This window comes from Mesorhizobium sp. B2-1-8, from assembly GCF_006442545.2.
Taxonomy (GTDB): Bacteria; Pseudomonadota; Alphaproteobacteria; order Rhizobiales; family Rhizobiaceae; genus Mesorhizobium.
Map to the genome: position 1 here is coordinate 1891909 of NZ_CP083952.1, position 22051 is coordinate 1913959.

Consider the following 22051-nt stretch of genomic DNA (forward strand, 5'->3'; position numbering starts at 1 on the left):
TCGAAAGAAAGAACCATGGCCGAGCCATTCCTCTCCATCCAGCACGTCCGAAAATCCTTCGGCGCCACCACGGTCGTGGAGGATTTCAATCTCGACGTCGAGCCGGGTGAATTCGTCTCGTTTCTTGGGCCGTCCGGCTGTGGCAAAACCACTGTGCTGCGCATGGTCGCCGGCTTCGAGGAGCCATCAGCCGGCAAGATCGTCGTAGCCGGCAAGGACATCACCCGGTTGAAGCCCAACCAGCGCAATGTCGGCATGGTGTTCCAGGCCTATGCGCTATTCCCGAACCTAACGGTGGCGCAGAACATCGGCTTCGGCCTGAAGGTCGCCGGCATGCCCAGGGCTGATATCGATGCCCGCGTCGCCGAGATGCTCGACATGATCAAGCTGCCGCAGATGGCCGACCGCTATCCCTACCAACTCTCCGGGGGCCAGCAGCAGCGCATCGCGCTGGGGCGCGCCATCGCGCCAAAGCCCAAGCTGTTGCTCCTGGACGAGCCGCTGTCGGCGCTCGACGCCAAGGTGCGCGTGTCGCTGCGCGAGGAAATCCGCTCAATCCAGAAGAAACTCGGCATCACCACCATCTTCGTCACGCATGACCAGGAAGAGGCGCTGTCGATCTCCGACCGCATCGCCGTCATGTATGGCGGCAAGGCCGAGCAGGTCGGCACACCGTTCGAGATCTACAACCGGCCGGCGACCAAATTCGTCGCCAATTTCGTCGGTACGCTGAACGTGCTCGAAGGCAAGGTTACCGACGCCGCGTCCGGCACGGTGCAGGTCGACACGCAGGAAGTCTCGCTCAAGGGCAAGCTCAACGGCTCGAAGTCCGGCGACATGCTGTCGCTGGCGCTGCGGCCCGAGGCAATTTCGCTCGGCCGCCAGCCCGGCCGTGATTCCAGCCTTTCGGGCGAGATTTCCGAAGTGCACTTCCTCGGCTCGGTGATCCGTGTTCGCGTGGGCATCGGCGGCAACACGGTGTCGCTCGACACGTTCAACAGCCCGGCGACGCCACCACCCGCGGTCGGTGAAAAGGCCGAGATTTCGTTCTCGTCGAGCGATATGCTGGTGCTGCATTAGGTAGTCCACCGTCGGTTGGCGCTCCCAACGGGTGCTCCAGCGTTCCGGATTCCTCGTGCCGGCGGCGACACAACCCGTGCCAGAGGTGTTATCCTGTTGTTTCACGCCATGACTTTGGCACTGCCCATCGTTTCATTCGGCCGCTACGATAGCGCATGGCTCTTTTCGAACTGACGCTTGTCCTGCTTTTGGCCGCCGTCGCGCTGACGGCGCTGTCGCGGCGGCTGGAGATTCCCTATCCTTCCCTTCTGGCCCTGGCGGGCGTCGCGATTGCCTTCGTACCCGGTGCGCCGGTGATCGAGATCGATCCGGAACTGGCTCTTGCCCTGTTCATCGCGCCGGTGCTTCTCGATGCGGCCTATGACATGTCGCTGCGTGACCTGAAGCGTTACAGGCTGTCGCTGGTGCTGCTGGCGCTCGGCGCCGTGGTCTTCACCACCGTGGTCGTTGCCTTCGTCGGCTGGAAAATGGCCGGGCTGCCGGTCGCAGCGGCGGTCGCGCTTGGCGCCATCGTCGCACCGCCTGATGCGGTGGCGGCGAGCGCCGTGCTCGGCCAGTTCAGGGTGCCGTACCGCCTCACCGCCATCCTGCAGGGCGAGAGCCTGCTCAACGATGCCACCGCGCTGCTGATCTACCGGCTGGCGGTTTCGGCCGCGCTCGGTTCGATCATGCTGAGCAACGCCATTCCGGTGATCTTGCTGTCCACGATCGGCAGTTTGGTCGCGGGTTATGTGCTTGGCCGCGTCTCGCTGCTGACGCTTACCCGGATCGACGACGCCGCAAGCAGCACCGTGGTGCAGTTCGCCGGGACATTCGGGGTGTGGATCCTGGCCGACAGGCTCGGTCTTTCCGCCATCATCACCATCGTCGTCTATGCCATCACCATTGCGCGCAGCGCGCCGCGCCGCATGTCGGCGAGACGCCGCGTCAGCACCTATTCGGTCTGGGAGTCGGCGGTGTTCGTGCTCAATGTGCTGGCTTTCGTGCTGATGGGCCTTCAGGCCCGGTCGATCGTCGGCCGGCTCTCCGGCGACGGGCAGGGCGGAGTCTTTGTCTTTGCCGCGACCGTGCTGGTCGTCGTCATTCTGGCACGCCTCGTCTGGGTGGCGAGTTACGTTGCGATCATACGATGGTTCGCCCGCGACGGCGAAGGCCAACAGGGAGACGCGCCGACATTTCGCGGCGCCGTGCTGGTCGGCTGGTGCGGCATGCGGGGGCTGGTGACGCTGGTGGTCGCCATTGCGCTGCCGGCGGGCTTCCCCGGCCGCGATCCGATCGTGCTTGCCGCCTTTGCGGTGGTTCTGGGCACACTGGTGTTGCAAGGCATGACCTTGAAGCCCTTGCTGCGGATACTCAACTTCGAACGGGACACGAGTATCGATCGCGAAGTGGCTCAGGCGCGCGTTGCAGTCATGCAGGCCGCCCTTGACGTGTTGAGCCGTAAGACCTCGGGCGCGGCGGCCGTCGTGCGCGAGCAGTACGAGGCTCAGCGGCAGATCGCGGAAAACCCGGAGGATGCGCAGGCGGCGACCGAATACGACCGGCTGCGGCTCTACGCCATCAACCGCCAGCGCGACACGCTGGAGGAACTTCGCAGCAACGGCACGATCGGCGATGAAGCCTATCACCGGCTGGAGGAAGAAATCGACTGGGCGGAATTGGCGGCGTCGCCCGCCGGCCGGTTCCAACCGCTGACCACCGACTAGCAGATACCGCGTCTCGACCTCTGCCCTGCTGGCCCAAGCCCCGTCCGTCTTCCTGCACATTGCAAGCGATCGACCGAACCGTTACTGCCAATGCCGAGAAGTGAGCCGGATAAGCAATGAAGCTGGTCAGCTACAACATCCAGTACGGCTTCGGCGGCGACGGGCGCTACGATCTTTCGCGCGCGGCGCGCCTCGTCGCGGGCGCCGACATCATCGCCCTGCAGGAGGTCGAGCGGCACTGGCAGCGCAGCAATTTCGACGACCAGCCGGAACTGCTTTCACGCCTTTTGCCTGGTTATCACTGGGTATATGGCCCCGCCTTCGACATGGACGCCAGCGAGTGGCGGGACGGCCATCTGGTCAACCGGCGCCGGCAATTCGGCACCATGGTCCTGTCGAGGCTGCCGATCGTCTGGTCGCGGCTGCACGTGCTGCCGATGCGCCGCACGTTGCGTCCGCTCAACACCCGCAATGCCGCGCTCGAATGCATGATCCGCACACCGGCCGGGCCGGTCAGGGTGCTTTCGCTGCATCTCGCGCACATCGCGGCTGAAGAGCGGTTGGAGCAGATCGACTATCTCTTGGCCGCGCATCGCCGGGCGCCGCGGGAAGGGGGACCATGGAGCGGCGTGGATGACGAACCTTCGCGTAACTGGACACATGGGGAAGCCGAGCCGGAAAACCCGCTGGCTGCGATCTGGCTGGGCGATTTCAACATGGAACCCGGCAGCGCCGAATATCGGCGCATCGTCGGTAGCACGCCTTATCATCGTGGGGCGGCCTATCTCGACGGCTTCGTCGATGCCGCCGCCATGGCGGTTGAACCGGCTGGTGATTTTCACACGCATGAGAAGATCATAGACGGCAGACTGGCAAAGCGCCGGCTTGACCATTGCTTTGTCGGCGGCATGTTCGCCGGACGTGTGCGCTCGGTCACCGCCGACATCGGCGAGCTTGCGTCCGATCACTTCCCCGTCCGGGTCGACATCGATCTTGAAACGCCCTTCGGCTGGGGAGGTCGATGAGCTCCATATGACGCTTTTCGTTTTCTTCGCGGTGCTTGCCGCCGCCGCCATGCATGCGATCTGGAACGCGTTGGTCAAGGTGCATCTCGACCGCTTCCTGTCGATCACTTTGATGACGTTCGGCATGGGGGTCGCTGGCCTCGTGGTGCTGCCTTTCGTCGAGGTGCCCAAGGCGGAAGTCTGGCCCTACATCACCGCTTCGGTGATCTTCCACATGGGCTACCGCACTTTTCTGATCGGCGCCTACCAGGCCGGCGATTTCGCCCAGACCTATCCGTTGGCGCGCGGTACGGCACCTCTGCTGGCCGCGCTTGGCGGCATGTTCGTGGTCGCCGAGGTGCCGGCGCCGCTCGCCATTGTCGGCATCCTGCTGTTGTCGGCTGGAACGCTGGTGATGTCGTTTCGCGGCGGGGCGCATCTGGAGAAGCTGAACCTGCGCGCGGTCGCATTTGCGTTGGGCACGTCGATCTTCATTGCCAGCTACACGCTGTCCGACGGCAGCGGCGCGCGGCTGGCGGCAACCGCGCAAAGCTATGCCGCCTGGCTGTTCATCTGCGATGCGCTCGGAGCGCTGGTGCTGTGCCTCGTTTTCCGAGGGCCCAAGGCGCTGCCGGTGTTGGCGCGCGACTGGAAGACCGGGCTGTTCACCGGCGTGCTTTCCGGCGCCGCCTACTGGATCGTGATGTGGGCGATGACCAAGGCGCCGATCGCCTCGGTGGCGTCACTGCGCGAGACCTCGATCCTGTTCGCCATGATGATCTCGGTCTACGCGCTCGGCGAGAAGATGACGGGCTGGCGCGGTGCCGCCGCGCTCAGCATCGTCGCGGGCGTCATCGCGCTGAGGATGGCTTGATCTCTCAGCCCAGCACGGTCATCACCTGGCCACGCCGCTCCGGACTGAAGCGATGATGCAGACGGCGACCACGCCGGCAAAAAGCGCCAGCGCGTAGCCATAGCTCCCTCCGGGTGCTTCGGCGATCCCGCCTGATACGGACCGCCATAGGACGCGGCGAGATTGCCGGCCTGGTAGATGACGCCGGGCAAGGTCGCGCGCATGAAGCGGGTCGCCAAAGTCAGGAACGGTGCTTCGAGACAGCGGAGACTGTGTCGGCCCGCCGGTAAAGGAGAACAGCGGTCAGCCGGCTTTCGAAAGGCCGGCGGTTCACGTTTTCGTAAGGTCGAGATCGAAGACCATCAGCCCGTCCGTGCCGCCTTCGACGGCCGCGACAAGCCGGGCGCCGGCACGCTGATGCGCCTCATGCACGAGATAGGCGTCGCGTGCCGCGGCATCGCGGAAGTCGATGGTGAAGCCATGGCTGAACCCGCGCGCGAACGGCTCCGGACTGACATTGACGCTGAAATGAACCGTCTCCATGCCTTCGATCACCTGTCGCAACGCCTCGAGGTCGGCGTGGATGGCCGTGCGCTCGGTCGGGGATACATCGCTACGAAATCTAGCGAAAACACAGTGCCTGATCATTTTTCACTCCCTAAGCAGCGCGATTGCCGGAAAATACCGCCGGCGCCAGCGGCTCGCGGCCAAGGATCAGATCCGCGCCCTTTTCGCCAACCATGATTGTTGGCGCGTTGGTGTTGGAAGAAGGCACACGCGGCATCACCGAGGCGTCGCAGACGCGCAGGCCTTCTATCCCGCGCAGCCTGAGGTCCGGCGTCACCACCGCCATCTCGTCATGGCCCATGCGGCAGGTGCCGACCGGGTGGTGGTCGGTCTTGGACGTGCGGCAGGCATAGTCGATCAACTCGTCGTCGCTGGCGAGCGACGGACCCGGCAGCACCTCGCGCAGCACGTAGGGGACAAGTGCCTTCTGCCGCATGATCTCTCGCGCTAGCCGCAGCCCCTTCAGCGACATGGCGCGGTCATAGGGATCGGACCAGTAGTTCGGGTCGATCAGCGGATGGTCGGCGGGATCAGCGCTTTTCAGGCGTACCGTGCCGCGGGAGCGCGGGCGCAGGAAGGCCGAGTTCAAGGTGACCCCCGGGTTTTTCAGCTTCTCGACGCCGGCCTCGATGCCGGAGCCGAGACCCAGATGGAACTGAATGTCGGGCGAGGCGGCGGTCGGATCGGCGTACCAGAAGCCGCCGGTCTCGAACAAGCTGGAGGCGACCGGTCCGTTCTTCAAGAGCAGATATTGCAGGCCGGCCCAGGCGGTGCGGTGCAGCTTGGCATAATTGTCGTAGGTGTGATCGCCGGTGCATTCGGCGATGACGAACAGGTCGAGATGGTCCTGCATGTTGGAGCCGACGCCGGGCAGGTCGCGGACGGGCGTGACTCCAACCGACTTTAGATGGTCGGCCGGGCCGATGCCGGACTGCATCAGCAGCTTCGGCGAGCCGATGGCGCCGGACGAGACGATCACCTCGCGGTCGGCGCGCAGGATTGTTGTCTGGCCGCCCGGCTTGTCGACGATCTCGACGCCGATGGCACGGCCCTTCTCGACGACGATGCGGGTGACCAGCACATCGGTCCTGACGGTCAGGTTCTTGCGATCGCGGATCGGCTTCAAATAGGCGACCGAAGCGGAGGAGCGCCGGGCGTCTTTCTGGGTCAGCTGGTAGTAGCCGACGCCTTCCTGGCTGGCGCCGTTGAAATCAGGGTTGAAGGGAATGCCCATCTCCTGGCCGGCGCGGAAATAGGCTTCGCAGATCGGCAGCGGCGCAATCGGGTTGGAGACGCCGAGCGGGCCCTGGTCGCCGTGAAAATCGTTGGCATAGCGCTGGTTGTTCTCGGCGCGCTTGAAATAGGGCAGGACGTCGCGGTAGCTCCACCCGGTCAGCCCTTCCTCCTTCTCCCAGGCGTCGTAGTCGCGCGCATTGCCGCGCGTGTAGATCTGCGCGTTGATCGACGAACCGCCGCCGACGACCTTGGCCTGCGTGTACCAGAAGACGCGATCCTTCATGTGCTTCTGCGGCACGGTCGACCAGCCCCAGGAGGCGATGCCCTTGGTCATCTTGGCGAAGCCCGCCGGCATGTGGATCAGTGGGTGCCAGTCCTTGCCGCCTGCTTCCAGCAGCAGCACGGAATTGGAGGGATCCTCGCTCAGCCGGTTGGCCAGCACGCAGCCGGCCGGGCCGGCGCCCACGATGATGTAGTCGGTCATTGTCTCATCCGTTCACAGCCGGGGCACGGAAAGCGCGCCGTCGACATTGATGATCGAGCCGGTCGAAAAGCCCAGTCTGCCGGCAGCAAGTGCGGCCACCATGGCGCCGATGTCGGAGGCTTCGCCCCAGCGTTTCGCCGGTACCAGGCCGCTGTCTATCAAAGCGTCATATTTGGCGCTGACGCCTGCCGTCATCTCGGTGCGGATGATGCCCGGCCGCAGTTCGAACACGCCGATATCTTCCGGGGCGAGCCTGAGCGCCAGGTTCTTCACCCACATGGAAAGCCCGGCTTTCGACATGCAATATTCGGAACGCTCCGGAGAGGCCATCTCGGCGCTGACCGAGGTGATGGTGATGATCGATCTTGCATGATCGCTGGGCTGGCGGAGCATCGCCCTGGCGACGGCCTGGCTGAGGAAGACGGTGCCGCGCAGGTTGACGCCGAGGGCGCGGTCGAAATTGTCGGGTTTGAGGTCCAGCAGGTCGCCGCGCTCCGCAGCGCCGACGCCGGCATTGTTGACCAGGCAATCGATGCGGCCGAACGCGCGCAGGGTAGCGTCGACAAGTGTGGTGTGAGCGGAAAGATCAGCGATGTCGCAGGGATGGTAAGCGAAGGCCGCGCCACGCTCTATAATATTTTCTGTTAGCCCTTTGACGGGGCTATCGGCAAGATCGGCGACCAGGATGTCGAAGCCGGCATCGGCCAGCGCCTCGGCGCAGGCAAGCCCAATGCCGCGCGCGCCGCCGGTGACGATGGCTGCGGGACGGGTCATTGGATACCTATCCGTATGCTAGCGCCGCCCCTCATCGCCCTGCCGGGCACTTCTCCCCGTATAGTGACGGGGAGAAGGAGGCCGTCGCGGCCGCTTTCGCTAATCGCCAGCGTGGCAAGAAGAGCGCCGGGGTTGCGGCGAGCTGTCTTCTCCCCGCTTACGGGGAGAAGGTGCCGGCAGGCGGATGAGGGGCGGCGCGAACCTATCATTGAAATTCGCTCTTACGGATGTGGTCCGCTACCCGCAGCGCCTGGGCGGCGATCGACAGCGCCGGGTTCACGGCGGCTGAGTTCGGCAGGAAACTGGCGTCGACGACGAAGAGGTTCCGGTGATCGAAGGCGCGGCAGAACGGATCGAGCGGCGACGTCGCCGGATCGTCGCCCATTTTCACCGTGCCGCACTGGTGCGAGGGCGTGCGCTTGTCGAAAGGGCGCGACAGCACGAGGGGATAACCGCAGGCGCGGAAATTCTCGCGCATCACCTTGGTCAGGCCTTCCAGCGACTGCATGTTGGAGCGTCGCCATTGCATGACGATGTCCTTGCCGTCGACCATGATGCGGCTTTCGGGATCTGGCAGGTCCTCGCACATCAGGTACCAGTCGACGGCATGGCCGGCCATGAAGTCGAGCGCGAATTTCGGCACCCGCTTCACATTGGCCTTGAGCATGTTGCCGTCGATCTTGCCGAGAAGCTGGACATTGCCGAGCGGTTTGCCGCCCTTGCCGTCCGAGAGATAGTAGTCGTTCAGCATCAGCGTCTTCTGGTAGACGGCATCGTTCCTGCGGCGCGGATCGATCGCCAGCATGGCGCTCGAATTGTGGTTCATGAAGTTGCGGCCGACCTGGTCGGAGCGGTTGGCCAAGCCCTTGCCGCCTCCCTTGCCATTACCGGGTGAGGGCGAGCGCAGCAGGATGACCGCTGAATTGACCGCGCCGGCCGACAGGATCACCAGCTTCGGCGCGACCTTCCTCGGCTCGCCGTTCTGGCGATAGTGAACGGCCGAGATGGTTTTGCCGTCCGGGGCTGTCTCGAGACATTCGACATAGGCGCCGGTTTCGAGCTTGATGTTCTCGTCCTTGAGCGCCGCCGCCAGCGGTGCCGTCTGGGCGTCCATCTTTCCCTGACCAGTGTTGGGGAAGGCGTCCCAGCCGGTCCTGCCCTCCTTCTGCCATGTCTCTATGTCGACGCCGAGCGGCAGTGAGGCTGGATGCAGGCCCAGCCCCTTGAGTTCGGCACGGGCGCGCGCGATCGGCGCTTCGTCAGGCACCGGCTTGAAGGCATAGGGAATGGAGTGGAACGGCTCGGTCGGGTCCTCGCCAAGCGTGCCGCGCACCCGGAAAAGCTGTTCTGCCCTGGAATACCAAGGCTCGAATTCGTCATAGGAGAACGGCCATGCGGGCGAGACGCCGCCAAAGTGTTCCATGTCGGAAAAATCTTCCTTGCGGTAACGGATCAGCACCGCGCCGAAGAATTTCGAGTTGCCGCCGACGTAATAATAGTTGCCTGGGTTGAAGGACGCACCGCCAGCCTCGCGCCACATTTCCTTCGGCCGGTAATGGCCGTCAACGAAGATGGCGCGCGTGTCGCGCGCGTGCGGCGTCGACGGCAACGGCTCGCCGCGCTCCAGCATCAGGATGGAAGCGCCGCTGCCGGCCAGACCGGAGGCAATCGTGGCGCCGCCGATCCCGGAACCGATGATGACGATATCGGGCTTTGCCATCGCCTAAAGCGCGCCGCGTTTGAATTGACACATGCCGCCCGCTTTAGTTCTTTTGTTTCGATGCATGTCGTTGCCCCAAAACCGGATCCACTTTTGGACGACACGCATCAGCGAATACGGCTCTCGGTCGCCGGATCGAAGAACACCGCCTTGGTGAGGTTGAAGGCGAGCGGCGTGTTGGTGCCCGGCTGGATGTTGGCATCGGCGCGCAGCCGCGCCACCACGCCCTTGCCGCCGAGATTGGTAACGGCGAAAGTGTCGGAGCCGGCCGGCTCCACAACCTCGATATGGCAATCGGCGGTGGCGATTTGCGAGGCGTTGCGCTCCGCGCCTTCCGGATCGGTGAGCGCCTCCGGGCGAACGCCGAAGATGACCGGCTTGCCCTTGAACGCCGACAATCCGGCCGGAGCGTTGGCCATCGGCAAGGTGATCGGCTGGCGTGCCTCGCGATCGAGCACGACGGCCAGGTCGCCGCCGTTGCCGTCGATGGTGGCCGGGATCAGGTTCATCGCCGGCGACCCCATGAAGTCGGCGACGAAGACGTTGGCGGGGTTGTTGTAGATCTCGGCCGGCGTGCCGAACTGTTGCACCTCGCCGTCACGCATGACGGCGATCTTGGTCGCCAGCGTCATCGCCTCGATCTGGTCGTGGGTCACGTAGACGATGGTCGTGCCGGTGGTGGCATGCAGGCGCTTGATCTCGATGCGCATGTCGACGCGCAGCTTGGCGTCGAGGTTGGACAGCGGCTCGTCGAACAGGAACAGCTTGGGGTCGCGCACCAGTGCCCGGCCCATGGCGACGCGCTGGCGCTGGCCGCCGGAGAGCTGGCTCGGCTTGCGCTGCAGGAGATGGCCGATCTGCAGCACCTTGGCCACCTTGTCGATCGCCTTCTGGCGTTCGTCGGCAGGCACGCCGCGCATCTCCATGCCGAAGGAGATGTTCCCGGCGACCGTCATATTCGGGTAGAGCGCGTAGCTCTGGAACACCATGGCGATGTCGCGCTTCGACGGATGCAGATCGGTGATGGTGCGACCATCGACGCGGATATCGCCAGAGGTGATCGTCTCCAGTCCGGCAATGGTGTTGAGCAAGGTCGACTTGCCGCAGCCGGACGGACCGACCAGCACCAGGAAGCCGCCCTTTTCCAGCTCGAGGTTAATCCCTTTCAGGATCTCGACCTGGCCAAAACGCTTCCTCAGACCATCAATTTCCAGAAAAGCCATTGGGTTATCCTTTGACCGCGCCGGCCATCAGACCGCGCACGAAATAGCGGCCGGCGAGCACATAGACGAGAAGGGTGGGCAGCGCGGCGATCATCGCCGCCGCCATGTTGACGTTGTATTCGACGACGCCGGTCGAGGTGTTGACGACGTTGTTGAGGGCCACCGTCATCGGCATCGCGTCACCGGTGCCGGCATAGGCGGAGGCGAACAGGAAGTCGTTCCAGATGTTGGTGAACTGGTAGATGACGGTGACGACGAAGATCGGCATCGAGTTCGGCAGCATGATGCGCCGGAAGATCTGAAAGAAGGAAGCGCCGTCCACTTGCGCGGCCTTGACCAGTTCGCTCGGGAACGCCTCGTAATAGTTGCGGAAGAACAGCGTGGTGAAACCGATGCCGTAGACGACATGAACGAAGACCAGGTTGACCGTCGAATTGCCGAGGCCGAAGCTGGTTCCGATCGTGTTCTGCAGCGTCACACCGAACCGTCCGAGGCTGCCGAGGATCGTCGCCATCGGCAGCAGCACCGACTGAAACGGAATGAAGCAGGCAAACAGCATCAGCCCGAACACCAGGGTTGCGCCGCGAAAACGCCATTTGGTCAGCACGTAGCCATTGAGCGCGCCGAGCATGGTCGAGATCAGCACGGCCGGGACCACCATCTTGATGGAATTCCAGAAATAACCCTTGATGCCGGCGCAGGTGAGGCCGACGCAGGTCTCGCCCCAGGCCTTCAGCCAGGGCTCGAAGGTCGGCGCCGTGGGCAGGGCCAGCATGTTGCCATTCTGGATCTCGTCCATGGTCTTGAACGAGGTCACCAGCATGACGAATAGCGGCATCAGATAGAACAGCGCAAACAGCGCCAGAAGCCCGTAGATGACGATGCGGTTGACGATCTTGACGTTGACGCCACGGCTGGCCTGGCGGGCGGGAGCGGTGACGGCGCTCATCGCGACTTCTCCCTAAGTTCCGAATAGAGGTAGGGCACGATGATGGCGACGATGGTCATCAACATGATCACCGCACTTGCCGAACCGACGGCCATTTCGTTGCGCTTGAAGGTGTATTCATACATGAAGTTGGACGGCAGCCAGGCCGAGCCGCCGGGACCGCCGCTGGTCAGAGCCACCACCAGATCGTAGGATTTGATGGCAAGGTGCGCGAGCACGATGAAGGCCGACAGGAAGATCGGCCGCAAGAGCGGAATGACGATGCGGCGATAGAGCTGGAAGGTGGTGGCGCCGTCGATCTGCGCCGCTTTCATGATCTCGCCGTCGATGCCGCGCAGGCCGGCCAGGAACATCGCCATGATGAAGCCGGAAGCCTGCCAGACGCCGGCGATGACCACCGTGTAGATGACGAAATCCTTGTTCTTGATCCAGTCGAAATGGAAGCTCGTCCAGCCCCATTGATGCAGCGTCTGCTCAAGACCGAGGCCGGGGTCGAGGAACCATTTCCAGGCGACGCCGGTGACGATGAAGGAGAGCGCCATCGGGTAGAGATAGATGGGACGCAAAACGCCTTCGCCGCGGATCTTCTGGTCGAGCAGGATGGCCAGGAACAGGCCGAGCGCCAGGCAGATCAAGATGTAGAGAAAACCGAAAATGCCCATATTTGTGATCGACGTGTACCAGCTCGATGGCGGGTCGGTGTCGAAGGTCCAGCCCCACAGTCGCTGATAGGCGCGCCCGCCCGTTATGGCGTAGGACGGGAAGGTCTTGGAGTTGGTGAAGGACAGATAGATCGTCCACAGGATGAAGCCGTAGACGAAAACGATGGTGATGGCGAAGCTCGGCGCCAGCACGATTTTCGGCAAGGCATCCTGCAGGCGCGAGCGCACGGAGGCGCGCGGGCGGGCATGCTCCGGCGTCAGCTTGATCTGGGTTGTCGCGACTGTGCTCATGGGTTCCTCCCGTCGGCGTCCGGCCGACCGGCCTCACGGACCGGGGACCCTTCCCCGCCGGAGCGGGGAAGGTGTTTTCGTGCGTAGCACTTACTTGGCGTCGTCGATCGCCTTGACCAGTTCGGTCACCGCCTCGTCCGAGGTCTTGATCTGACCGTGGACGAATTTGGAGACGACGTCCTTGTAGGCATTGGCGACCGCCGGAGGCGCGCCATAGCCCTGGGCGAGCGAGCCGAACAGCGTGCCGCCTTCGTTGGCCTTCTTCAGGTCGGCGATACCCTTCTTGCCGCAAGCGTCGAAGTCGGTGTCTGGCACGTCGGTCCGGGCCGGAACCGAACCCTTGACGACGTTGAAGGCCGACTGGAAGCTCTTCGACAAAGTGGCGGTGGCCAGAGCGATCTGGGCGGCCTTGCGGTCCTCCGGAACGTTGAACATGCCGAACATGTCGGAGTTGTAGATCACCGAGCCGTCGGTGCCCGGGAAGCGGTAGCAGAGGAAGTCGGTGCCCGGGGTCTTTTTGGCGGCGTGGAACTCGCCCTTGGCCCAGTCGCCCATGACCTGCACCAGCGCATCGCCCTTGATGACCATGGCGGTGGCGAGGTTCCAGTCGCGGCCCGAGAAGTTCGGGTCGACATAGGTGACGAGCTTGGCGAGATTGTCGAACGACTTCTTCATCGTGTCGGACTTAAGCGACGCGTCGTCGAGGTCGTTCATCGCCTTCTTGTAGAATTCCGGCCCGCCGGTCGACAACACGACGGAATCGAACATGGTGGCTTCCTGCCAGTTCTGGCCGCCAAGCGCGAGCGGAGTGACACCGGCCGCCTTGGCCTTGTCGAGCAATGCCACGAAGTCGTCGAAGGTCTTCGGCTCGGTGCCGCCGATCTTGTCCATCACCGCCTTGTTGATCCACAGCCAGTTGACGGAGTGGACGTTGACCGGAGCGGCGACCCACTTGCCGTCATAGACGGCGAATTTCTGCAGGGCGGTCGGAACCGATTTGTCCCAACCTTCCTTCTTGGCCGTCTCGGTGAGGTCGCCCATGACGCCGGCCGCGGCATAGTCGAGCACGGTGTAGCCGAGCATCTGCGAGGCGGTCGGATAGTTGCCGGCCGCGACCATCGCCTTCAGCGCGGTCATGGCGGCATCGCCGCCGCCGCCGGCCACCGGCACGTCCTTCCAGGCATAGCCTTCCTTGGCCAGATCCTGCTTGAGCACGTTGAGGGCCGCCGCTTCGCCGCCCGACGTCCACCAATGCAGCATCTGCACTTCCTTGACGTCCGCGGCGTGGGCCGAGAACACAAAGCTTGTCGCAAGAGCCGTTCCGATAAGCAGTTTGCGCAACATGTACTTCCTCCCTTGTTGCATTACACGACCGGTGGCAGGCCACCGGGTTCTTCCCAACTCAGCCGACCCACCAACCGGTGCGCTGGCCGCGATGAAACTGGATTGTCTTTTCCTCGGTATAGTCCTCGACGGCGCGCTTGCCGAGTTCGCGGCCCAAGCCCGATTGCTTATAGCCGCCGAACGGCAGTTCTGGATAACCTTCCATGAACGTGTTCACCCAGACCGTCCCCGAACGCACGCCCCGCGCCACCGACATGCAGGTGTCGATGCTGGCGCTCCACACACCCGCCGACAGACCATAGGGCGTGTTGTTGGCGATGTGCAACGCCTTCTCAATCGATTCAAAGGTCAGCACCGAGAGCACCGGCCCGAACACTTCCTCGCGGGCGACGGCCATGTTTTCGGTGACGTCGCGCAAGATCGTCGGATCGAGATATTGGCCGGCATTGGAGGGGAGCTGCCGACCGCCGCTGAAGATGCTGCCGCCGTCACTCGCGGCCGCCGCCACGTAATCGGTCACCTTGGCAAGATGGTCGGACGAAATCATCGCGCCGACCTTGGTCCTGTCATCGAGCGGATCGCCCACCGTTACCTTGGCGGTCAATGCCTTCACAGCGGCCAGGAAATCATCGGCGATCGCCTCGTGCACGATCAGCCGGCTGCCGGCATTGCAGCATTCGCCGGCATTGAAGAAGCCGCCGAACACCGCCGCGTCGGCGGCCGCCTCGAGATCGGCATCGGGGAACACGATCTGGCCGTTCTTGCCGCCGAGCTCCATCGAGACCTTCTTCAGGGAATTCGAGGCCGCCGCCATGGTCATCTTGCCGACGCGGGTGGAACCGGTGAACGAAACCATCTCGACCAGGGGATGGCTGACCATCGGCGCGCCGACATCGGCGCCGAGGCCGGCGAGGATGTTGACGACGCCCGCGGGAACGCCGGCTTCGAGCAGGATGTCGCCAAGCAGGAAGGTCGAGGCCGAGGTCATCTCGCTCGGCTTGACCACCGCCGTGCAGCCGGCTGCGAGCGCGAAAGGCAATTTCTGGCTGACGATGAGGAACGGGAAGTTCCACGGCGTGATGATCGAGACGACACCGATCGGCTCGCGCAGCACGACGCCCAGCATGGCGTCGCCGAGATTGGCGTAGCTTTCGCCGTGCAACGTTCGGGCGAGCGAAGCTGCATAGCGCCAGATGTCGACGGCGCCGCCGATCTCGCCGCGCGCTTGGGCGATCGGCTTGCCGGATTCCAGTGCATCGAGCCGCGCTATGTCTTCCAGCCGGGCCTCGATCAGGTCGGCCGTCTTGAGCAGGATCGCGGCACGCTCGGCCGCCTTCATGCGCGGCCAGGGACCGGTCTCGAACGCCCTGTGCGCCGCCTGCATCGCGGCTTCCACTTCGGCGGCACCTGCCTGCGCATAGTGTGAAACGGTGAAGCCGTGACCGGGGCTCTTGCGTTTCAGCATGCGGCCATCGCGGGCATCGACGTGCTTGCCGTCGATCAGCAGCTTGTATGCCTTGGGGGCCGCGGAGGCCTCGGCAGGCATGGAAATCTTGAGAGGTGCATTCATGTGATTTCCACTCTGTCCTAGGAACGCGAAAACACGGGCTTCTGCTTGGTCTTGAAGGAGCCGACACCGGCCTTGAGATCGCTGGTTAGCGCTATGAAGCCGCTGGCCAAGGCTTCCGTTGCAGCTGCACTTTCCTCGCCTTCCGCCACCGCGATCATCAGCTTGGCGGCTTCGGTCGCCAGCGGTCCGCGTTCGGCGATTTTTTCAGCCCATGTCTTGGCTTCATCCGACGCTTTGCCGGTTTCGACGACGCGATCGACGATACCCAGCGCAAGTGCTTCCGCCGCCAGAAAAATCTCGCCGCCAAGCGCCATGCGACGCACCGTCTGGGCGCCGAAGCGACGCACGGCGCGCTGCGTGCCGGACCAGCCGGGGACAACGCCGATCGAGGTTTCGGGGAAGCCGAGCTTCACCTGCGTTTCCGCGACGCGAAAATCACAAGCGACAGCCAGTTCCAGCCCGCCGCCGAGCGCATGGCCCGACAGCACGGCGATGGTCGGCTGCCGGAGCCTGGCCAGCCGGTCGAAGACACGGTGGCCGTAGCGCACCCATTGCACCTGGAAATCGGCGGCGTTCATGCCGCCCCAGGCCTCGACATCGCCGCCGGCGCAAAAACCCTTGCCTTCGCCGCGTATGAGCACGACGCGCACATCCTCGGCGCTTTCCGCCTCATCGAGCGCCGCTTCCAGCGCGCGCAGCATCGGAATGTCGAGCGCGTTGAACTTTTCGGGCCGGCGCAAGGTGACGATGCCGATCGCGCCATCCTGCTCGAAGGTGACGAGGCGCTCAGCCATGCGCGCCTCCGAGCGACGCGCCACCATTGAGCGACAGGCCGATCGGCCGATCCTGGTAGAGCACGGCCGGCGTGACCTTGAGGTCGTTGGCTACATTGAGCGGGATCTCGGCTTGACCAAGCACATCGCGCTCGAGGTCGATGCCCGGCGCCAGTTCCGTCACCATCAGCCCATCTGATGTCAGCTTCATGACGCAGCGCTCGGTGACGTAGGTGATGTCCTGTCCTTGCGCGACCGCGCGCTTGCCGGAGAAGGAGATGTGCTCGACCGCCTCGACGACTTTCTTGACCTTGCCTTCCGCATCGATGCGGATGCCGCCATTGGCGAGCGACAGCTTGGCCCCGGCATTGAAGAAGCCGGAAAAGACGATCTTCTTCGCCCGCGAGGTGATGTCGACGAAGCCGCCGGCCCCGGCGGTGACGTGCGGCCGCGCCGAAAGCTTCGACACGTTGACCGAGCCGTGGCGGTCGATCTGCAGGAAGGAGAGCAGCGAAGCGTCGAAGCCGCCGGCCTGGAAATAGATGAACTGGTGCGGCGAGGGCATGATCGCCTCGGCATTGGAGGCGCAGCCGAACTTGAAGTCGAGAAGCGGCACGCCGCCGACTGCGCCCTGTTCGATCACCCAGGTGACCTTGCCGTGCTGGCCTTCTTCCAGAAGGATGCGCGGCACGTTGGCCGAGATGCCGAAGCCGATGTTGACGGCCATGCCGTCGCGGAGCTCCATGGCGACACGGCGCGCGATCACCTTCTGAACGTTCATCTCGGCATTGCGGAAGCTCGACAGCGGCCGGAAGATTTCACCAGAAATCGCCGGATCGTAAGGCGTCAGCGTCGTCTGCAATTGGTCCGGCGCGACGACGATATGGTCGACCAGCACGCCGGGCACGCGCACATCATGCGGCTTCAGCGTGCCATTCTCGACGACGCGCTTGACCTGCGCGATGACGATGCCGCCATTGTTGCGGGCGGCGAGCGCCTGTTCCAGGCCGCCGAGATAGGCGCCCTCGTGCTCATAGGTCAGGTTACCGCGCTCGTCCGCCGTGGTGGCGCGGATGATCGAGACCTGGGGCACAATGGCGCGGAAATAGAGCCATTCCTCGCCGTCGAATTGCTGCACCGACACGATCGGCTCGCCGGCGGCGGCGTTCATGGCGCAACCCTGGTGGCGCGGGTCGGCGAAAGTGTCGAGGCCGACCTTGGTCAGCACGCCCGGCCGCTTGGCGGCGGCTTCGCGGTGCATGTCGAACAGGATGCCGGATGGCACGTTATAGGCGGCAACTGAATTGTCGCCGATCATCTTCCAGATCCGCGGCGGCTCGGCGGAGGAGGGGCCGGACGGATAGGAGCCGCACAGCGTACGCTTCAAAAGGCCCGGCTTGGCCAGATGATCGATGCCCTTGATGCCATACATGTCGCCGGCGGCGATCGGGTGTAGCGTGGTGATGTCCTTGGGATGGCCCTCGCTGTCGAAGCGTTCGCCGATGGCGGCGAGCACGGCATCCGGACAGCCGAGGCCGCTCGACGAGGACACCGAGACGACCATGCCGTCCTTGATCAGGCTGGCTGCCTGCGCCGGTGAAACGACCTTGCTCAATTCATGCTCCCGAGTTTCGGGTCGATCTTGACGACTCTGCCGGAATTGGCCGATTGCAATGCCGCCTCGGCTGATGCGAGCGACCAGATGCCGTCTTCTCCGGTGGCGGAGGGCTGGTCATCGCCACGGATCGCGGCATGGAACCGGTCCACCGACCTGACATAGAGGTTCTCGCGGTCGAAGCTCAATTCTTCCTCGCCGCTGGCGGTGCGCAGAAGGACTGAGCCCACCGGCTTTTGCGTCATGACATTGCGGGCGATGAGCGACCCTTGCGAGCCGTGCACCTCGAAGCCGGTATCGGCAAATCTGGTGGTGAATCCCTCATGCGATTGCGCGATGAGGCCCGACTTGAAGCGCCAGATGCACATGGCGCCGTCTTCCAGCCCGCTGCCGGCCATACCGGCGGATTGCGTAAAAGCGGAAACCTCGACCGGATCGTCGCCAAGCACGAAGCGCAGCGTGTCGGCATCGTGTACGGTGATGTCGAGCACCACGCCGCCGCCCGCCTCAGGCCTGGCGATGCGCCAACCCTGCAGGTTTTCGGCCAGGTAGACGGCGTGGAAAACCCGCGCGGCAATCGGCTGGCCGATGCGACCTGCGGTAACAGCCTCGCGCATGGCGCGGTGAGCACCGGAATTGCGCAGATGATGATTGGTTCCAAGCACGACGCCCGCGGCCTTGGCCGCAACGACCATCCTGCGCGCGTCGTCGCTGGTCAGCGCCAGCGGCTTCTCACACAGCACATGTTTTCCCGCCTTGATCGCGGCCAGTGCCTGTTCGAGATGCAGTTCGTTGGTGGTCGAGATGTAGACCGCGTCGATACCGGATCCGAGCAAGGCATCGAGATTCGATACGGCGGCCGGAATGCCATTTTCCCTTGCATAGGCCGCGGCGCGGTCCGGGTTGGAACTCATCACCGCTGATATCTCGCCATCGGCTTGCGCGCGAATGGCGTCGATCATGAATTGCCGGCCGATCGTGCTGGCGCCGATCAGCCCCCATTTGACACTCATGTCGCGGCTCCCGTTGCCGTAGGCCTGTTTCGCGTGCGGCGATCTGGGCCGCAGCTTTCCCTGACCACGAGATTGACGGCGCCGATATGGTCCTCAGCGCGCGTGGTGCGCGACTGGATCAACTTGATCATGACGTGGGCCGCGCGTTCGCCGAGACCGGCGGAGTCCACCGCGACGCTGGTCAGCGGCGGCATATAGTGCTCGGCCTCGACCACATCGTCGAAGCCGACGACGGCGAAATCCGGGCCGGGCTCGAGCCTGCGCTTGCGCAGCGCCAGCATGACGCCGAAGGCGACGGCATCGTTGAAGCAGAGCGCCGCGGTTGGCGGCTCGACCATTGCGAGCGACGTTTCCAGGCAGGCCATGCCGCCCTTGCGGTTGGTCTCGCCCTCGATGATGAGCGCGTCGCGGGCGTCGATGCCGAGCGTTTCGCAGGCTTCGCGAAAGCCGCCCAGCCGCTCATGATAGACCACCAGGTCGGACGAGCCGCCGAAGAACGCCAGCCGGCGGTGCCCCTTGCCAATGAGATGAGCGGTGGCGAGATAGGCGCCGCGATGATTGTCGGGAGCAATCACCGGAATGCGGCTTTCAGGCAGCCGGCGCATGGCGAAGACAATCGGCAGACCGGCTATTTCCAGCCGCCGGAACGCTCCTGGCGTGGTGCCGCGCGCCGGGGAAACGATGAGCCCGGCGACGCCCTGTTCCATCAGCGACTTCAGTACTTCTTCCTGGCGCACCGGATTTTCGGCCGTGTTGGCGATGAAGGGCACGATGCCGGCCGATTGGAAAACACGCTCCATGCCCACCGCCAGTTCCGCGAAGAACGGGTTGGTGAGATCGTTGATGACCATGCCGATGACGTTGGAATGGGCCTTGCGCAGATTGGCGGCGCCGCGATTGTAGACATAGCCGACATCCTCGATCGCCTTGCGCACCTTGACCGCGGTCTCGGGACGGATCAGTCCGCTGCCCTGGAGCACGAGCGACACGGTCGATTTGGACACGCCCGCCTCGCGGGCAATGTCGAAGATCGTCGCCTTGGCCCGGCTGGCCATCCAGATATCCTCCCCGGCTTTCTCAATCGAATTTATTGGAACGTTCTAATCTCTGCTCCATGGATGAGTCAATCGGGATTTTTCCTCAATCAGACGACGCGGTCATACGTGGTCCAACAGTTTGCCATCCAAGGGGTCTTGTGTTGCAACGCAGCATTGGTTGGGGGGTCACTTCGAATCCTAAAGGTTCTTGATTTATTGGAACGTTCCATTTAATAAGCGCTGCGATAGGGAGAGATCGATGGACATTGCCTTGCCGGGTGAGGGTGCCCGCAGCACCCGTTACGCGCTTGTCGGAAAGCCCGTCCAACCGGTAATCGGCGCACGGTTTTCGCGGATCGCCTATGCCGCCGCGCATGTCGTCGCCGACCCCCTAAATATGACCGATCCATGGTCGCGGCCGGTTGTCGACTGGGACAGGACGATGGCGTTTCGTCATCATCTATGGCGGCTCGGCTTCCGCATCGCCGAGGCGATGGACACGTCGCAGCGCGGCATGGGCTTCGATTGGGCGAGCGCCAGGGAATTGATCCGCCGTTCCATCGCGGAGGCGCGGACCGTCGCTGGCGATCTCGCCTCGGGCGCCGGAACCGACCACCTCGCGCCGGCGTCGGCCAGGACACTCGACGATGTGATCGCCGCCTATGAGGAGCAGTTCGCTTTCATCGAAGGACAGGGCGGCAAGGCGATCATGATGGCCAGCCGCGCGCTGGCGGCCGTGGCGAAGGGGCCGGACGACTACGCCTTGGTTTACGACCGCATATTGGGCCAGGCCTCCGGCAAGGTCATCCTGCACTGGCTGGGCGATATGTTCGACCCGGCCTTGAAGGGCTATTGGGGCAGCGACGACTTCGAGGCAGCGCTCGATACGGTGGTCGCCATCATCGAGCGCCATGCCGGCAAGGTCGAAGGCATCAAGATATCGCTGCTCGACGCCGGCAGGGAGGTGGCGCTCAGGAACCGGCTGCCGGACGGTGTGTTGATGTTCACCGGCGACGACTTCAATTATCCCGAACTGATTGCCGGAGACGGCAAGCGGCACTCGCACGCACTGCTCGGCATTTTCGACGCGATCGCGCCGGTTGCCAATGCCGCGCTGGCGAAGCTGGCTGATGGCGATCGTGCCGGCTATGACGCGCTGATGGCGCCGACCGTGCCTCTGTCACGAAAAATCTTCGAGGCGCCGACCGAACATTACAAGGCCGGCATTGTCTTCATGGCCTGGCTCAACGGCCATCAGGACCATTTCGCGATGGTCGGCGGCATGCAGTCGGCGCGCGGCATCCGCCATTATGCCGAAGTCTTTCGCCTCGCCGACCAGGCCGGATTGCTGGCTGATCCCGACCTTGCCATGTCGCGGATGAAAAGCCTGTGTGCCGTCGCGGGCGTCTAAACGAGTTTCGCGATCGAATCTGCCGTCGTCCATTCCGGTGAGCGCCAAGACGGGAGCGCCGTGATGCAAGGGCCGAATGTCTGGGTTGGATGGTGGGCGTGACAGGGATTGAACCTGTGACCCCTGCAATGTCAATGCAGTGCTCTCCCGCTGAGCTACACGCCCATCCGAAGCCGCGCATACACCATTTTTGGTCCGGCGCGTCAATAGCAGGAAAAGAGGAAAAACACGTCGTCTCGCCGCGGCTGTGGAACTGACGCCGGCGGCTTGCGGAAGGTGGCTCAGGCCGCCTGCAGCATCTTCTCGACCTCGTTGACGAGATCGCGCAGGTGGAAGGGCTTGGACAGAACCTTGGCGTCTTTCGGCGCCTTGGAATCCGGGTTCAGCGCGACGGCGGCGAAACCGGTGATGAACATGACCTTGAGGTCGGGGTCGATCTCGGTGGCGCGGCGTGCCAATTCGATGCCGTCCATCTCCGGCATGACGATGTCGGTCAGAAGCAGCGAGAACGGTTCCTCGCGCAGCCGCTCATAGGCGCTGGCGCCGTTGTCGAAATCGCTGACCTGGTAGCCGGCGCGCTCCAGCGCCTTGACGAGGAACCGACGCATATCGTCATCGTCTTCCGCCAGAAGAATGCGTGCCATGATATCCTGTCCGAATCACCCGCCAGAGACTGCCGTGGGGCAGTCCCGTTAACCATCCTGTATATGAGGAGGTGAGAGTAAACATCAAGTGAACG

19 protein-coding genes and 1 tRNA gene are annotated in these 22051 nt (G+C 63.8%); 5 read left to right on the forward strand and 15 right to left on the reverse strand.

Translation table 11 applies throughout. The features are described 5' to 3' along the window. Nucleotides 1-15: 15 nt before the first annotated feature. From FJ970_RS09345 to FJ970_RS09360, 4 genes are all read left to right on the forward strand, one after another. Entirely contained in the window at nucleotides 16-1080 is a 1065-nt protein-coding gene (locus FJ970_RS09345) for an ABC transporter ATP-binding protein (RefSeq protein WP_140756091.1), read from the forward strand. Between the two features lie 155 nt (nucleotides 1081-1235). Next, nucleotides 1236-2786 (forward strand): cation:proton antiporter, encoded by a 1551-nt coding sequence (locus FJ970_RS09350; RefSeq protein ID WP_140756089.1) that lies wholly within the window; start codon nucleotides 1236-1238, stop codon nucleotides 2784-2786. Between the two features lie 116 nt (nucleotides 2787-2902). After that, the gene (locus FJ970_RS09355; RefSeq protein WP_140756087.1) at nucleotides 2903-3811 is read left to right on the forward strand and encodes an endonuclease/exonuclease/phosphatase family protein; all 909 of its coding nucleotides are present in this window, start codon (nucleotides 2903-2905) and stop codon (nucleotides 3809-3811) included. Nucleotides 3812-3818: 7 nt separating this feature from the next. Next, complete coding sequence (locus FJ970_RS09360) at nucleotides 3819-4664, forward strand: EamA family transporter (protein ID WP_140756085.1); 846 nt, start codon at nucleotides 3819-3821, stop codon at nucleotides 4662-4664. A gap of 309 nt (nucleotides 4665-4973) precedes the next feature. On the opposite strand, the gene FJ970_RS09365 is transcribed toward FJ970_RS09360, so the two are convergent. The 13 genes from FJ970_RS09365 to FJ970_RS09425 form a co-directional block, all read right to left on the reverse strand. Further along, nucleotides 4974-5291 carry a Dabb family protein gene (locus tag FJ970_RS09365; RefSeq protein ID WP_140756083.1) on the reverse strand — a complete coding sequence of 106 codons (318 nt, stop codon included), beginning with the start codon at nucleotides 5289-5291 and terminating at the stop codon, nucleotides 4974-4976. Nucleotides 5292-5301: 10 nt separating this feature from the next. Further along, the gene (locus FJ970_RS09370; RefSeq protein ID WP_140756081.1) at nucleotides 5302-6930 is read right to left on the reverse strand and encodes a GMC family oxidoreductase; all 1629 of its coding nucleotides are present in this window, start codon (nucleotides 6928-6930) and stop codon (nucleotides 5302-5304) included. A 12-nt stretch (nucleotides 6931-6942) separates the two neighbouring features. Then, nucleotides 6943-7704 (reverse strand): 3-ketoacyl-ACP reductase, encoded by a 762-nt coding sequence (locus FJ970_RS09375; RefSeq protein ID WP_140756079.1) that lies wholly within the window; start codon nucleotides 7702-7704, stop codon nucleotides 6943-6945. A gap of 205 nt (nucleotides 7705-7909) precedes the next feature. Further along, nucleotides 7910-9424, reverse strand: a complete 1515-nt coding sequence (locus FJ970_RS09380; protein WP_140756077.1) for an FAD-dependent oxidoreductase — start codon at nucleotides 9422-9424, stop codon at nucleotides 7910-7912. Between the two features lie 107 nt (nucleotides 9425-9531). Beyond that, complete coding sequence (locus FJ970_RS09385) at nucleotides 9532-10647, reverse strand: ABC transporter ATP-binding protein (protein ID WP_140756075.1); 1116 nt, start codon at nucleotides 10645-10647, stop codon at nucleotides 9532-9534. Between the two features lie 4 nt (nucleotides 10648-10651). Then, complete coding sequence (locus FJ970_RS09390) at nucleotides 10652-11596, reverse strand: carbohydrate ABC transporter permease (protein WP_140756073.1); 945 nt, start codon at nucleotides 11594-11596, stop codon at nucleotides 10652-10654. Further along, nucleotides 11593-12549, reverse strand: coding sequence for a carbohydrate ABC transporter permease (locus tag FJ970_RS09395; RefSeq protein WP_140756071.1), 957 nt, complete (start codon nucleotides 12547-12549; stop codon nucleotides 11593-11595). Before FJ970_RS09395 ends, FJ970_RS09390 begins: the two co-directional genes overlap by 4 nt. Before the next feature lie 90 nt (nucleotides 12550-12639). Next, nucleotides 12640-13893, reverse strand: coding sequence for an ABC transporter substrate-binding protein (locus FJ970_RS09400; RefSeq protein WP_140756069.1), 1254 nt, complete (start codon nucleotides 13891-13893; stop codon nucleotides 12640-12642). Nucleotides 13894-13951: 58 nt separating this feature from the next. After that, complete coding sequence (locus FJ970_RS09405; RefSeq protein WP_140756067.1) at nucleotides 13952-15463, reverse strand: aldehyde dehydrogenase family protein; 1512 nt, start codon at nucleotides 15461-15463, stop codon at nucleotides 13952-13954. Nucleotides 15464-15480: 17 nt separating this feature from the next. Further along, nucleotides 15481-16257: an enoyl-CoA hydratase/isomerase family protein gene (locus tag FJ970_RS09410; protein WP_140756065.1), complete on the reverse strand. Its 777-nt coding sequence runs from the start codon at nucleotides 16255-16257 to the stop codon at nucleotides 15481-15483. After that, nucleotides 16250-17851 (reverse strand): acyl CoA:acetate/3-ketoacid CoA transferase, encoded by a 1602-nt coding sequence (locus tag FJ970_RS09415; protein ID WP_140756063.1) that lies wholly within the window; start codon nucleotides 17849-17851, stop codon nucleotides 16250-16252. The genes FJ970_RS09410 and FJ970_RS09415 overlap by 8 nt, the downstream gene beginning before the upstream one ends. Then, the gene (locus FJ970_RS09420) at nucleotides 17848-18864 is read right to left on the reverse strand and encodes a Gfo/Idh/MocA family protein (RefSeq protein ID WP_140756061.1); all 1017 of its coding nucleotides are present in this window, start codon (nucleotides 18862-18864) and stop codon (nucleotides 17848-17850) included. The genes FJ970_RS09415 and FJ970_RS09420 overlap by 4 nt, the downstream gene beginning before the upstream one ends. Further along, complete coding sequence (locus tag FJ970_RS09425; protein WP_140756059.1) at nucleotides 18861-19919, reverse strand: LacI family DNA-binding transcriptional regulator; 1059 nt, start codon at nucleotides 19917-19919, stop codon at nucleotides 18861-18863. The genes FJ970_RS09420 and FJ970_RS09425 overlap by 4 nt, the downstream gene beginning before the upstream one ends. A gap of 241 nt (nucleotides 19920-20160) precedes the next feature. Here FJ970_RS09425 and FJ970_RS09430 point away from each other — a divergent pair, with 241 nt between their 5' ends. Continuing rightward, a complete protein-coding gene (locus FJ970_RS09430) occupies nucleotides 20161-21312 on the forward strand; it encodes a dihydrodipicolinate synthase family protein (RefSeq protein WP_140756057.1) in 1152 nt (383 codons plus the stop codon). A gap of 90 nt (nucleotides 21313-21402) precedes the next feature. Here the strand turns inward: FJ970_RS09430 and FJ970_RS09435 are convergent. After that, nucleotides 21403-21477 (reverse strand) — tRNA-Val (locus FJ970_RS09435). A gap of 116 nt (nucleotides 21478-21593) precedes the next feature. After that, entirely contained in the window at nucleotides 21594-21956 is a 363-nt protein-coding gene (cpdR, locus tag FJ970_RS09440; RefSeq protein WP_006199474.1) for a cell cycle two-component system response regulator CpdR, read from the reverse strand. Nucleotides 21957-22051 lie beyond the last annotated feature (95 nt).